The organism is Campylobacter sp. RM5063 (genome assembly GCF_024723655.1).
Taxonomy (GTDB): Bacteria; Campylobacterota; Campylobacteria; order Campylobacterales; family Campylobacteraceae; genus Campylobacter_D; species Campylobacter_D lari_D.
Genome location: NZ_JANQDA010000012.1, coordinates 1 through 14,444, shown reverse-complemented (window position 1 = coordinate 14,444; position 14,444 = coordinate 1). Strand labels below are relative to the sequence as shown.

Annotated in this window: 9 protein-coding genes and 1 pseudogene; 5 read left to right on the top strand and 5 right to left on the bottom strand. The window is 28.1% G+C overall.

What is annotated here, in order from left to right:
• Positions 1–6 precede the first annotated feature (6 nt).
• A complete protein-coding gene (secG, locus tag CAMP5063_RS05335; RefSeq protein ID WP_133319019.1) occupies positions 7–351 on the bottom strand; it encodes a preprotein translocase subunit SecG in 345 nt (114 codons plus the stop codon).
• 102 nt (positions 352–453) lie between these two features.
• Entirely contained in the window at positions 454–1,155 is a 702-nt protein-coding gene (locus CAMP5063_RS05330) for a Bax inhibitor-1/YccA family protein (RefSeq protein WP_039629164.1), read from the bottom strand.
• Positions 1,156–1,315: 160 nt separating this feature from the next.
• On the opposite strand from CAMP5063_RS05330, the gene CAMP5063_RS05325 reads away from it, so the two are divergent.
• Together CAMP5063_RS05325 and CAMP5063_RS05320 are read left to right on the top strand one after the other, a co-directional pair.
• Positions 1,316–1,954 carry a carbonic anhydrase gene (locus tag CAMP5063_RS05325; protein ID WP_133319017.1) on the top strand — a complete coding sequence of 213 codons (639 nt, stop codon included), beginning with the start codon at positions 1,316–1,318 and terminating at the stop codon, positions 1,952–1,954.
• Positions 1,951–3,822: a mechanosensitive ion channel family protein gene (locus CAMP5063_RS05320; RefSeq protein WP_133319016.1), complete on the top strand. Its 1,872-nt coding sequence runs from the start codon at positions 1,951–1,953 to the stop codon at positions 3,820–3,822. The genes CAMP5063_RS05325 and CAMP5063_RS05320 overlap by 4 nt, the downstream gene beginning before the upstream one ends.
• On the opposite strand, the gene CAMP5063_RS05315 is transcribed toward CAMP5063_RS05320, so the two are convergent.
• Both CAMP5063_RS05315 and CAMP5063_RS05310 read right to left on the bottom strand, forming a co-directional pair.
• Positions 3,819–4,133: a hypothetical protein gene (locus CAMP5063_RS05315; protein WP_133319015.1), complete on the bottom strand. Its 315-nt coding sequence runs from the start codon at positions 4,131–4,133 to the stop codon at positions 3,819–3,821. The genes CAMP5063_RS05320 and CAMP5063_RS05315 overlap by 4 nt on opposite strands.
• 31 nt (positions 4,134–4,164) lie before the next feature.
• A complete protein-coding gene (locus CAMP5063_RS05310; protein WP_263662123.1) occupies positions 4,165–4,527 on the bottom strand; it encodes a hypothetical protein in 363 nt (120 codons plus the stop codon).
• A gap of 101 nt (positions 4,528–4,628) precedes the next feature.
• Between CAMP5063_RS05310 and CAMP5063_RS05305 the strand changes: the two genes are divergently transcribed.
• Positions 4,629–9,914: an alpha-2-macroglobulin family protein gene (locus CAMP5063_RS05305; protein WP_337194946.1), complete on the top strand. Its 5,286-nt coding sequence runs from the start codon at positions 4,629–4,631 to the stop codon at positions 9,912–9,914.
• The gene (pbpC, locus tag CAMP5063_RS05300) at positions 9,911–12,115 is read left to right on the top strand and encodes a penicillin-binding protein 1C (RefSeq protein WP_337194945.1); all 2,205 of its coding nucleotides are present in this window, start codon (positions 9,911–9,913) and stop codon (positions 12,113–12,115) included. Before CAMP5063_RS05305 ends, pbpC begins: the two co-directional genes overlap by 4 nt.
• Positions 12,116–12,131: 16 nt before the next feature.
• Here pbpC and CAMP5063_RS05295 read toward each other — a convergent pair.
• Positions 12,132–12,584: pseudogene (locus CAMP5063_RS05295) on the bottom strand (hypothetical protein); the annotation flags it as partial.
• A gap of 141 nt (positions 12,585–12,725) precedes the next feature.
• Between CAMP5063_RS05295 and CAMP5063_RS05290 the strand changes: the two are divergent.
• On the top strand, positions 12,726–14,444 hold a 1,719-nt coding region (locus tag CAMP5063_RS05290), incomplete at its 3' end, for a PDC sensor domain-containing protein (protein WP_337194944.1).

Here is a 14,444-nt window from a genome sequence, read left to right as displayed (position 1 = left end):
CTTTTTTTATTTGCTAGTATTACTTTCGCTAATTGGAGCACTTGGTGCAACCGGAATGCTAGTTGTGTTTGTTTCAGGTGCCTTTGGTAAAATTTGTTCTGCTTTTTCAGCAAGTGAGTTAGAATTAGCATTATTATACATATAACTTAGAGCAATTGTATTAGCGATAAGTAAAACACCCATCACAAAAGTAAATTTAGCTAAAAACCCTGCAGGACCCTTTGCTCCAAACAAGCTTTCATTACTTCCGCTATATGCTCCAAGTCCTATGCTTGAGCTTTTTTGTAATAAAACAGCAATACAAATAATCACAACAATTGCAAATTGCAAAATAATTAAAAGAGTAGTCATGAATTTTCCTTATTGAAAATAAAATGAGTATTTTAACTTAAAAAGTTTGATAAAAACTTGAAAGAGGTAAAGAAAATTTGCGAGAATTTTTCTCGCAAATTTTTATCTGCTATTAAAGCTTCTTAAAATATTAAGAAGAGAGATGAAAAGATTGATAAAATCAAGATAAAGCGCAACTGCACCTTCGATTGGTGTTTCATAATTTCCTCTAATGATGTTTTGAGTATCATAAAGAATGTAAAAAGAAAATAAAATTGCACCAATACCAGAAATTGCTAAGCTTAAAAGTGAACTTTGAAAAAAGATATTAATTAAAGAAGCTACTACGATAACAATTAAAGCTATAAAAAGCATTTTTCCCATCATAGTAAAATCTCTTTTTGTATTCATAGCAAAAACGCTTAAAGCACCAAAAGCCACTGTTGTTAAAGCAAAAGCTTGAGCGATAATGCTAGCTCCTGCAGGAAGTGCTAAAACAGAATATAAAAGTGGTGTTAAAGTAAGTCCTGAAACAAAAGTAAAGGCAAAAAGTAAAACTAAATTAAGCGGAGCTTCTCTTTTTTTCCATTGTAATGCAAATAACAAGCCAATTTCTACGATAAATAAAATCCAAAAAGTTGCTTGAGATTGTGCAAATAAATGCGCTAAGGCAAAAATTCCTATGTAAGCACCTGCTGTTGCAGCTAATAATGAAGCAGCAAAAAGCTGATAAGTTTGTTTTATAAAAATGCTCAAATCACTTCTAGCATAACCTTCAAATTCTTGAGTTTTAGAGTTAGAATAATCTCTATCATAAAGACTCATTAAAATCCTCCAATAATTTTTAAAAATTAAAATTTACAAAAAAAAGATAAATAAAAGATTAAAATTGTATAAAAATATAACAAAAAATAAATTTATAGATTTATTTTAAGTAAAAATAATTTAGTATAATGCTTTATTAAAATGCAAAAAAGGACTTTTTTTGAAAGACTTGATCGAGGGTGCTTTAAAATTTATGCAAGAAGATTTTAAAGAGCATGCAGAACTTTTTGAAAGTTTAAAAAATAAACAAAATCCCCACACGCTTTTTATAGGATGTGCTGATTCAAGAGTTATACCAAATTTAATTACTAATACAGGCCCAGGAGAGCTTTTTGTTGTAAGAAATATAGGCAATATAGTTCCACCTTATAGAGTAGGAGATGATTTTTTGGCAACTACTTCAGCTATTGAGTATGCTTTTAGTTCTTTACATATAAAAAATATCATAGTTTGTGGACATAGTAATTGTGGTGGCTGTGCGGCTTTATATGCAAATGAAAATGAGCTAAAGAGTATGCCGAATGTGAGAAAATGGCTTACCTTGCTCGAGCCTATTAAAAATAAGGTTTTAAAAGTTGCAGGCAGTGATTTAGCCATGCGATCTTGGATGACTGAAAAAATGAACTTGGTTAATTCTTTACAAAATTTATTAACCTATCCAGGTATAGAAGAAGCTTTAAATAAAAAAGAAATAGAACTTCATGCTTGGTATTACATCATAGAAACGGGTGAAATTTATGAGTATGATTTTAATTTTGAAAATTTTGTTTTAATACAAGAGAGGGTGAAAAAAGTATGAAAAAGATTGTTAATATTATTTTATTATTTTTATTTATCAGCACTTTGAATGCACAGGAAAAAAATGCTTTAGAGGATAAGAATAGTATTTTTGCTTTGGTACAAGATTATATAGAGCTTAATTTACTTTTGGAAAGTTTTAAAACCGGTGATACAAATAGCACCGAATTTCAAGATAATATCAAAGAAATAGAAAAACAAAAAACAGCTCTTTTGACTACTTTACCTTTAAAAATGGTATCTCAAAAGATTGATGATAAAGAAGCAAAAGATTTTTTAAAAACTAAGAATGCTTTACAAAAAAGTGTTGAAAATGCCCAAGCTAAAAAAAGATATTATGATTATGTGGATAATAAAATCAAACTTTTAAATTTAACCTCTGCAGAACATTTTTATCTTTGTATATTTGAATTAGAAAAAGTTTTTATCGAAGGTGCTCAAAGTCAAAAAATAAAAAAAATTATTGATGAAAGCATTGACTCATTAAAAGAAGATATAGTTTTTAATTTTGCTTTAGATAAAGAGAAAATTAATGATATTACTCAACTTAGAACTTTAGAGCTTAGTGAAAATAATTTAAGAAATACCATCAAGTCATATAATGAAATTTTGGTATATCTAAGAAATAATGCAAATTTGCTTGAAACTAATTTTTTATTTACGGGCTTGGGTTTGCAAAATGCCATTAATTATATTAATAAACAAACCTCTATTAGTAGTGTAAATGTTGGAAAAATAGTTATTTCTATTATTGTCATTGTTTTGTTTTATTCTTTGAAATTTTATCTTGCAAAAATTTTGTATTTTGTATTGATACATTTATTTGGAAAAAATTCAGAAAATGTAGAAATAAAAACTCACTTTTTAGAAAAGCTCCAAGGACCAGTGGGTTGGTTTTTGTTTGCTTATGCTATTGGAATTTGTTTTACTATTTTTTACTATCCTGCACCTGTAGATATAAGAATTAGTAATATTTTATCAATTGTTTATGTTATTTTAACTGCTTGGCTTGTGATAAATATTTTTGATAGTTATGGTATGGTAATTGTGGCAAAGCTTGCTGAAAAAAGTGGCAAACGCGAAGTGGTTAATTTAATTATTAAAATTTTATATTTTATTATTATAGTAATAGCTGTTTTATTTGTTTTATCACATTTAGGATTTAATATTTCAGCATTGATTGCATCTTTAGGTATTGGTGGTTTGGCTGTGGCATTGGCAGCTAAGGATATTATTGCAAATTTCTTTGCTTCTGTGCTTTTGCTTTTTGATAACAGCTTTAATCAAGGCGATTGGGTTGAAATTTCAGGTATAGAAGGAACTATAGTAGAAATTGGGCTTAGAAAAACTACTATTAGAACTTTTGATAATTCTTTGGTGTTTTTACCAAATTCAACTATTATGGGAACTAATATAAAAAATTGGAGTAAAAGAAAAATAGGACGCCATGTAAAATTATTTATAGGTGTAACTTATGATGCAAGACCTGAACAACTTGAGCAATGTGTAGAAGATATAAGATATTTATTAGCCACTAGTCCTTTGATAGCTCAAGTTGATGATAGTGCGCTAAATCATGGTGGAACCCGCGCTAGATATAGACAAAATTTAGTTTCAGTGAATGATTTAGAAGGATATAAAAATAATACTTATGTGGCTGTGAGTGGCTTTAGCGCAAGTTCTATTGATATAGAAGTATATTTTTATACTAAAGCAGTTGATGCTGCAGGTTTTAGAGAAGCACGACAAAGTATTTTACTTGAATTAATGAAGATTGTCGAAAGAAATAAACTAAGTTTTGCATTTCCTTCACAAAGTCTTTATATAGAAAAAATCAATAAAGACGATAAAGAAGAGTTATTATCTTAATAAGCTCTTCTTTGATCATCACACTCTACTATAATTTTTTCAGCAATGATAATGCTTCCATTTTTACTGCCTTTAACTTTAACAAGACTCCCTTTTTTTAGATCTTGTACATTGGCTTGTTTTTTATTGCTACCAAAAATTCCGCAGTTATAAATATCTATATGTGTTTGGGGTAAAATGGTAATAATTAAGTTATTATCAAAACTTGTTTGAATACTTATTGTATGTGTAGTAGTGTTTTTTAAAATACCTTGAATTTTATAAGCAAATGCAAAAGTGCTAATGCAAATTAATATAAGAAAAAAACGCATTAAAATAACTCCTTTTTAGGAGTTATTTTGCTTAATAAGCTCTTTTTTTGCATTCTATTTTAATTTCTTTAGCGGTTATATTTTGAACTTGATTTGGCGTTTGTGGATTTGGTGTTGTTTGAGCATAGCCATGGAAAACTTCAGCTTCTATAAAAGTTCCTACTTTTAAATCTCTAAAAGTGCCATATTTATCCATACCAAAAATACCGCAATCATCCATATCAATTTCTGTATTTGGTAGAATTTTTATATTCATTTTTTCTCCATAGGTAGTATCGATTAAAATAGTCTTTGCGCCATCATTTACATCTACTATCACACCATAAATTCCATCTGCATAAGCAAGACTTGAAAGACTTAAGGTTGTCAATAATGCAGCGATTTTCTTTTTCATTTTTTTCTCCTTTATTTTTATGTAAGAATTATATAATTTTTTGAGTGAAGCAAGAGTGAATTTAGATATAATTTGAAAAATTTACCAAAAAGAGGATACCCATGAAAGGATTTTTACATTATTTTTTTATTGTTTTGCTTGCAAGCTTGTTGTTTGCATGTTCTAAAAATGAAGATAAGAATTCTATTATAAGATCTTATGGTTTTAATGAAAATACGCATAGTATTTTTATAGAATTTAATACCAATATCATTACAGAAAACATAGGTGTTGTAAAAGAAAGAGAAATTGTTATTAATAATCAAAAAATAAAAGCAAAGTATGAACTTGAAACTTCCACAAGATTAAACATATACACTTCTTTAAAAGCAAATCAAAATTATGATATTTTTATAGACTTAAATGATATTGTAGCTGATGAAAAAATACAATTAAAAGTAAAAACTCCTTTTGAAAAACTAGATGTCAAAGGATATTTTCAAAATATATCAAATGATGAGAGTGTGTTGATTTTAAATGTTCAAAGTTTTTATGCTTTTGATAAAGATGAGTTGTTAAAAGCTGTAAAAATTAATGCACAAGAAAAAGAAATTCAAATAGATAAAATTATCATCCAAGATGATATAGCAAGTGTGTATTCTAAGCCATTAAAAATTAAAAATACAAACACTAATATAAAAGTAGTTTTTGATAAAGAAATTTTAGGTTTAGAGAAAAATATAGATTTAGAATATATTTTACTTGCAAAGAACGAATTTGTATTTCAAAATGCAAATATAATCAATAAAAACATAGAATTACTTTTTTCTCAAAGTATTTCGCAAGATCAAAATTTAAAAGAGTTGATTTTTATTACACCCAAAGTAGATTTTAAAGCATTGGTATTTGGGAATAAAATCAAGCTCATAGGAAATTTTACTCCAAATAAAACTTATGAAATTCAACTTGCTCAAGGGATTAAAAGCGCTGATGGAATTAGTACAAAAGAAAGCTATAAAACTCAAGTAAGTTTAAAAGACTATGAGCCTGCTATAAGTTTTACAAATCAAGGGGTATTTTTATCTAGCAAAGCGAGTAAAAAAATAGCTTTTAAAAGTTTAAATATTAAAAAGATCCATTTAGAAGTTCATCAGGTATTTTCAAATAATTTAAGTGAATATTTAAGATATAAAAATCTTCAAGGTGCTAAAAATTTAAGTGATTATGATAGCGATATTTTTTCAGAGAGTGATTATACTAGTGAAGTAGTATTAAAAAAAGACTTTGATATTAAAAATGTTAAAAATCAATGGCAAGAAAATGAGATAGCTTTAGATGGTTTAAAAGATTTAAGTGGTGTGTTTATAGTTAAGCTTTATTTTAAAGAAGAAGATATTGATTATGTTTTTGATGAGGGTATGGAGAGTTGGAAAAAACAAAGATTTTTCGATCAAAAAGCAAAGATTAGTAAAAATTTGATTTTTTCAGATATAGCTTTAATTGCTCAAAATTTAAATAAAAAACTTTTTGTCGATGTAAGAGATTTTACCACGCAAAAGGCTTTAGGTGGGGTTAGGGTTGATATAATTAGTAAAAGCAATCAAATTTTAGCTTCTAAGACAAGCGATGATAATGGTTTGGCTGTTTTTGATGATATTGATGAGTCAAGAGCTTTATTTATCATTGCTTCAAAAGATAAGCAAGCTTCTATTTTACGCTTAAGTTCGCCTTTATTATATGATGGTTTTGATGTAGATGGTTTAGAGCAAAATTCTCAAAACAAAGTGTTTATTTACACAGAAAGAGGGGTTTATAGACCAGGTGATGATATACATTTAACTATGGTTGCAAGAAATGATAAAGGAGCTGTTAATCACCCTATATTTTTGAGTTTTTTTGATCCACGCAATAAAAAGTTTTTAGATAAAATTAAACTTGATCCTTTGAGTAATGGAACTTTTTATAAAAAGATTTCACTTGATCAACAAGCTTTAAGTGGAGTGTATTTAGCTAGAGTAGAATTTGCAAATGCTATTTTTGATAAAGAAATTTTAGTGCAAAATATAGTGCCAAATCGTATAAAAGTATCTATACAAGCTCCAAAAAGTATAAAAGAAAATGAAAAATTAGATTTTAATATTAGCTCAAAATATCTTTTTGGAACACCAGCAAGTAATTTACAATATCAAGCTGATTTATTTGTAAGTAAAAAAGAATATAAAAATTCAAAATATCCAGAATATATTTTTTCAAATCCTAGTGTTTTAGTGCAAAAATATCAAGATAATTTAAAAGGCATTTTAGATGAAAGTGGCTTTGTAAAGCAAGAATTTGCTTTAAAAGATTTTTTTAAAAATACTCCATATAATCTTGAAGCTAACATAAGGGCTAGGGTTTTTGAAAAAGGTTCAAGATCAGTTGAAGCGCTTGTGAATTCACAAGTGATATTACATGAGTATTTTGTGGGTATTAAGCGTTTAAAAAATCACTATTTAAGCTCGGGTTCTACAATTAATTTTGAAGCTATTGTGAGTGATTTAGATGAGAATTTGATAGCAAATAGAGAGATTAAATATACTATTTATGCAAATGATTATTCTTGGTGGTGGGATTATGATAATTATGATGATTTTTTAAAATCACTCAAAAAAGATAAAAACACACAAATCATTACCCAAGGAACTATTTTAAGTAAGGATAAACCGGTTAAAATAGAATTTGATCCCAAAGAATACCATGGTGAAATGTTTATAGAGCTTGAAGATACACAAAGTAAAACAAGCGCAGGAGAGTTTTTTTATATTAGTAGTTTTGGTGCGCCAAGTAATGCTGATATAGTGAGTTCTTTAAAAATAAAAAGCGATAAAAAAGAATACAAATCAAACGAAACAGCTTTTATTGAATTTGAAAGTGTTAAGGGTGCAAAAGCCATCGTTACTTTAAATGATAATGTAAAGGTTTTAAAACGCTTTGTGATAGATACGCATGAAGATATTACAAAGGTTGAAATTCCTATTCTTAAAGAATATAAGCCAAATGTGTATGTGAGTGTGATTTTGCTTCAAGATTATAATCAATACACTAACGATAGAGCCTTAAGACTTTTTGGTGTAGTGCCTTTGAATGTAGTAGATGAACAAAGTAAAATCGAGCTTGATTTAAAAGTACCGGATAAAATCATGCCAAAACAAGATTTTGAAGTAGAAATTCAAAGTAAAAACAAGCAAAGTTATACTTATACCATAGCTATTGTAGATGAGGGATTGCTTGATGTAAATGCTTTTAAAACTCCAGATATTTGGGGATATTTTTATCAAAAAATTCGCTTTAACATGAGCATATATGATACCTATGATAAAATCATTGCTAAAAATATTTCTAATGCTTCCAAGGTATTAACTACGGGCGGTGATGTTTTCTTAGAAAGTAGGGCAAATAAAAGTAAAAACGATGAAAAAGCAAGACGATTTAAACCTGTTGTGTTGTTTCAAGAGCCAGTGCAAAGTGATGAAAATGGTTATGCAAAATTAAAATTTAATATGCCCTCGTATCTAGGTTCGGTTAGAGTTATGGTAGTGGCGAACAACTTAGCAGGTTTTGGCAGTGCTTCTAAAGATATCCAAGTTAGCGCACCTGCTGTAATGCTTGAAACTTTGCCAAGGGTTTTAAGACTTGATGATGAGTTTAAGCTTTTAGTGCAGGTATTTAAAGTAGATGATGATGTAAAAAATGCAAAACTTAAACTAAAAACAAAAAATTCACTCATAAATTTTGAAAAAGATGAAATTTTAATTGATTTTGGTAATGAAAAAACAAAAGATATTTATATTAACACAAGAGTAAATTCAAGCAAGCTTGGGGTGGAAGAAATAGAGTTAAGTTTAAATGCAAAAGATTACACCTATACTCAAAATACTCAAATTGACATAAAAGCACTAAATACGATTACTTATGAGGGAAAATCTTTTAAAATTCCTGCAAATGCTTCTATGGAGTTTAAAATCACACAAGATTATATCAATCCAGTGGCGTTTTTAAGTGTGAGTTCTAAGCCTATTTTAAATATAAATCATAGATTAAAATACTTGCAAAATTATCCTTATGGATGTATAGAGCAAAGTACTTCAGCAGTTTTACCGCAACTCTTTTTGCAAAAACTTGATCAAGGGGCAAATGAACAAAAAAATATTAACAATATCAATGCATTGTTAAGTAAATACGCAAATTTTCAAACTGCTAATGGTGGTTTTGCTTATTGGCAAGGACTTAAAGATTCTGATGCTTGGGGAAGTAATTATGCAGGTATGTTTATGATTTTAGCCAAAGAAAGAGGCTATTATGTGAGCGAGGGAATGTTTAAAGCATGGCTTGATTATCAAAAACGCTATGTTTTAAAAGCTCAAACAAATAAAGAAATTAGAATAAATTCTTTATATCTTTTAGCTCTAGCCAAAGAGCCAAATTTAAGCATAATGAATGCTATTTATGAAGATAGTACTTATTTGCAAAGCTTAAACAATGTAAGTCTTTGGCAACTTAGTGCAGCTTATAAATTAGCAGGTTTTGATGAGGTAGCTTTAAATATAGCTAAAAATTTAAGCACAAAGCCTGATGAAAAAGCTAATTATACTCATACTTATGGATCTTTTCTAAGAGATGAAGCTATTATTGCAAATGCGTATAAAATAATTTATGGTAAAAATAATGATGAATTATTAGATGATATTAAAAAAACTTTAGAAAGTCAAGCTTGGCTTAGCACTCAAAGCACAGGCTATGCTTTATATGCTTTGGCAAATAGCTTTAGTGATGAAAATCCTAAAACTATCAATGCAAGTGTAAAAATTAATGGTGAGAGTAAAAAGCTCAATGCAAGTTTTTCTAAATTTGAGTTTAATCAAGGCAGCGCTTTGATAGAAGCTAAAGAAGATACTTATGTGCATTTTGGAGTAGAGGGAATTAAAAAAGGCATTGTCGAACCTTTTGCGCAGCGTATGTATATAGAAAGAAGTTTTTATGATGAAAATGGAAATGAAATAGATGAAAGTGCTATAAAAAGCTCTCAAATTTTTTATATGAAATTAAAAATATCAAATAAAAATTATCCGGGCACTTCTAATATAGCTTTAACTCAAATTTTACCAAGTGGATGGGAGATAGTACATGATCTTTTAGATGATGAAACTCCTAATTTTGTGAAAAATTCTTATTATGATTTTGTAGATATAAGAGATGATAAAATCATGTATTTCTTTCCTTTATACTCTGATGAGTCAAGAGAATTTTTTGTGAAATTAAGTGCTGTTACTCCAGGTGTTTATACTTTGAGTGGAGCTTATGCTGAAGCAATGTATGATAATGCTTATAGAGCTTTAAGTGAGAGTAAAAGAGTCAAAGTAGTGCAGTGAAAATCAAAATAAGCCTTGCAATATGCTTTTTAAGTCTATGTCTTTACATAGGCTTAATTTATTTTAGCTTTGATAGTAAGGATTTATTTAAATGCACTTATAGTAAGGTTTTATTTGATAAAAATAAAGAAATTCTTAGTGTATTTTTAGATTCTAACGAACAATGGCATTTAGAGAGTGAGTTTATACCGCAAAAATTAAAAAGTGCAGTTCTTTTATATGAAGATAAAAATTTTTATTTTCATTATGGAGTAGATTTTTTAGCGATTATAAGGGCTTTTAAAAATAATCTTTTTTCAAGTAAAAGAAGTGGCGCAAGTACAATTTCTATGCAAACAATCAAACTTCTAGAGCAAAACAAACGCACATATTTTAATAAATTTAATGAAATCATCAAAGCTTTTGCTTTAGAAAACGCTTATGATAAGGAAGAAATTTTAAGACTTTATTTAAATAATGCTCCTTATGGGGGAAATTTAGTAGGTGTTGCAAGCGCGGGTTTATTTTATTTTGAAAAAGATTTAAAAGATCTTACTTGGAGTGAAGCAGCCTTGCTTGCTGTGCTTCCTAATAATCCAGGTTTAATTAATCTTGAAAAAAACAAAGATAGACTTTTAAAAAAACGCAATGCTTTGCTTGATAGGCTTTTTGAAAAGGGATATTTTTCTAAAGATATTTTAACTCTTGCAAAGGCTGAAAAACTTCCTAGCTTTAAAACAAGGAAAAACTTAGCTCCACATTTAGCGCGTAGGCTTTTAGCAGATAAAGAACAAATCGTTTCTAGTATAGATAAAAAAATTCAAATCAAATTTGAAGAAAAAGCTAAAGAATATTCTTATAAACTACAACAAAAAGGCATAAAAAATCTAGCTATATTGTTAGCAGATGCCAAAACAAATAAAGTTTTAGCTTATGTAGGCTCTAATGATTTTTATGATTTTGCAAGTTTTGGTCAAGTTGATGGGGTGATAGCAAAGCGTAGTGTGGGTTCAACCTTAAAACCTTTGCTTTTTGCTTTTGCCATAGATGAGGGACTTATAGTGCCTGAATCTTTAATGCTTGATGTGCCTACATTTTTTTCTAACTTTGCTCCACAAAATGCAAATAAAAAATACCATGGTTTTATTAGTGCAAAAGAATCTTTGCAAAAATCACTTAATGTTCCTTTTGTAAGCTTACTTGCAGAATATGGGTATGAGAAGTTTTTTTATAAGCTCAAAGATATTTTAGATTTTGAAGATGAAAATTTTAAAAAATACGGACTTTCTTTGATTTTGGGCACAAAAGAATTTAGTTTAGAAGATATGGTAAAAATCTATCTAGGACTTGGAAATTATGGAAATTTTAAAGAGCTTTTATATGAAGAAAATGCATTTACTAGAGAAAATAAAAAGCTTATTAGTGATGGAGCAAGCTTTTTAACCTTACAAACCTTAAAGGATTTAGATAGAGCAGGTTTAAGACAATATGATTTTAATACTATTATTTCTTGGAAAACAGGCACAAGTTATGGTAGAAAAGATGCCTGGGCTATAGGAACTTCTCCAAAATACACTTTAGGAGTGTGGGTTGGAAATTTTAATGGCGAGGCAAATGCAAATTTATATGGTGTAAGCATAGCAGGGGAATTGTTTTTTGAACTTTTAGCCTTACTTGAGAGAGTTAATTTAGAATTTGAAAAGCCTAATGATTTAGTTTCTATCAAAATTGAAAATCAAACAGGATATAGATATGATTATAAATTTGACTTTAAAGAAGTGCTTTACCCACAAAGTGCAAATGTCTTAAGAACTTCACCATTTTTAAAAGAAGTTTTTATGTATAAAAATAAAGAAGTTAATTCTTTAGATGAAAATTTCATCCATGCAAAGAAAAAGATTATATTAAATTTACCTTCCAATGCACAAGCATTTTTTGCAAAAGAAAAGCAAAATTTACAAAGTTCTAATCAAAATTTAAAAATCATATATCCGCTAAATAATCTTAATATCATTTTGCCAAAAGATTTAAAAAGTAAGCAAAAATTGTTAATTAAACTTATAAACCCTAAAAAAGAAAAACTTTTTTGGTATTTAAATCAAGAATTGATTTTTGAAGGAAAAGAAGAAAGTTTATCTTTAGATTTAAAAAAAGGTAAATATGTTATTAATGTTATTAGTGAAAATGGTTCTAATGATTTTATAAAATTTAATATATTTTAATATTATAAAAATATTTTTAAACTTTAATATCTATAATTTTTGGAGTGATATTTTGAGAAAGAAATTGATTAAATTCTCCCACATCATCATTAAATTTCATGCCAAAAAGAATTTCTAATTCTTCTCTTGTGCTAAATTTATTTTTTAAAAGTTTTTTTATAAGTTCATTTTTTGCATTATCATCTTTGTAGGTTTCTTTATTTTTACTTTCACCTTGTATAGGTTTGAAAGATTTTTCTTTGTCTTTTTCTAAAGTTTCCTGAGGTTCATTAATCTTTTTGCTAAAATCAACAAAGTATGTATTTTGAAGCTCAAGGTATTTTTCTTTAAACTCATCTATGCTTTTGCTTGTGTGAAAAATTTTAACATAAGCTTCATCATAATCTATTCCATTTATGCTCAACCAACGAGGTGATCTGGCATTTTCATTCATCCATTTAAATAAATCTTCAACTTCTTTTCTTTGTAAAAACTACTCAATTCTTTAGCTTTAACTTGATAATTTTTATTGTTTATAAAATATTTAATATTTTAATAAATTTTAATTTTTATTTAATGAAAAGTTTTTATAATTATAAAAATTTATAATTTATTAACTAAAGGAGAAAAAATGCGTAATTGGAGTCTTGGTGCTAAAATAGTTGCAATAGCTATTATAACGGTTGTTTTAATCTTAAGTATTTTATCTTTTTTGATTATAAACAGATCCACAGCTATTTTAAATACACAAATAGAAAATACACTCACAGCTTCTGTGCATCGTTATGGAAATCAAGCTGAAGCGAGCATTAGGTCTTTATTCGTCAGTACTATTGGTACACAAAGAACTTTAAACAATCTTATTTCAGAAGGTGCTATAAACCCAAAAAGGATAGAAAATATCCTTGGAGAAGCCATTGATGCAAATGGAGATATAGCTTATGGTTATTATTATTTAAAAGACGGAACTGTATATAAAAATTTGGGTGTTGATGTAAAATATTTTTCAAATAATAATGAATTTATGGTGTTAATGAGAGATGTAGATATTAACAATGCTGGCGGTATGCAAACTTTAGCAGCAAGTGAAGAGATTGCTAAAACGAATGCTATAAAAAATTTGATGGGGGGGGGTAAGTTATATTTTGGAGAACCAAGATGGTATAACATACATGGAAATAAATTTCTAGGTGTTCATGTAGCTGCGCCTATTGCAGATAAAAAAGGAAAGGCTATAGGTGTTGTTGGTATGCTTTTTGATCTTAAACCTACGGCTGATTTTTTAAATGATTCTTCAAGATCTATTTATCAAGGAGCAAGAAGGATTTTAATAGCAAGTAATGGTGTTATAGCTACGCATCCAAATGCTGAATTTGTTACAAAAAAGATTACAGAGGTTAATAAAAATACAGCTCATATAATAGAAGCACAAAAAACTATCCATGCAGGAGCTATTGATTATAAAGCAGATGATGGTAGTGAATATCATGGTGCTATAAGAGTATTTGAAATATGGCCAAATACAGGAATTTATTGGGCTATGTTGGCTATTGTCCCAAATGAATCTGTATATGCTTCTATTGTGGATTTAAGAAATATTATTTTGATTAATTCTATTATAGCGATAATTGTTATAGTAGTTGTGATTGGTACTTCAGTAAAAAGAATAGTTTCTATAAGAGTGCAAAGACTTCAAGATCATTTAATGAAATTTTTTAGATACTTAAATCATGAGCTTCCAACCGTTGAGGTTTTAATTCCTAGATATAATGATGAACTTGGAAAAATGGCATTAATGATTAATGATAATGTTCAATATATACATACTTGTTTAGAAAAAGATGACATAACTGTGCAAAATATCTTAGAAGTATCTTGTGATATAGAAAAAGGACATTTTACTCAAAGAATAAAAGCAAATCCTGTTAATCCAAAACTTGTGGAATTAAAAGAAGTATTAAATAAAATGCTTGATGATATGCAAATGAAAATTGGTAAAGATTTAAATGAAATAGAAAGAGTTTTTAAAAGTTTTAAAAATCTTGATTTTTCAGATAAGCTTGAGTATGCTGATGGTGAGATAGAAAAATCGCTTAATGCAGTCGGAGAAGAAATAAGAAAAATGCTTCAAGCTTCATTAAAACAAGGGGAAATGCTTCAAACTAAAGCTGATGCTTTAAAAGAGAGTGTTTTAAAGCTTAATGATGGCGCACAAAAACAAGCTGATTCTTTACAAGAAAGCGCAGCTGCTGTTGAAGAAATGAGTGCTTCTATGAACGCAGTAGCAGCAAGAACTGAAGAGGTTATTAAACAAAGTAGCGATATTAAAGATGTAACTGATGTTATTAGA

What these genes read in the sequence shown, in the direction of transcription:
- CAMP5063_RS05315 (WP_133319015.1), bottom strand. Translation starts at nt 4,133, where the DNA reads ATGCGTTTTTTTCTTATATTAATTTGCATTAGCACTTTTGCATTTGCT.
- CAMP5063_RS05320 (WP_133319016.1), top strand. Translation starts at nt 1,951, where the DNA reads ATGAAAAAGATTGTTAATATTATTTTATTATTTTTATTTATCAGCACT.
- secG (WP_133319019.1), bottom strand. Translation starts at nt 351, where the DNA reads ATGACTACTCTTTTAATTATTTTGCAATTTGCAATTGTTGTGATTATT.
- CAMP5063_RS05305 (WP_337194946.1), top strand. Translation starts at nt 4,629, where the DNA reads ATGAAAGGATTTTTACATTATTTTTTTATTGTTTTGCTTGCAAGCTTG.
- CAMP5063_RS05330 (WP_039629164.1), bottom strand. Translation starts at nt 1,155, where the DNA reads ATGAGTCTTTATGATAGAGATTATTCTAACTCTAAAACTCAAGAATTT.
- CAMP5063_RS05310 (WP_263662123.1), bottom strand. Translation starts at nt 4,527, where the DNA reads ATGAAAAAGAAAATCGCTGCATTATTGACAACCTTAAGTCTTTCAAGT.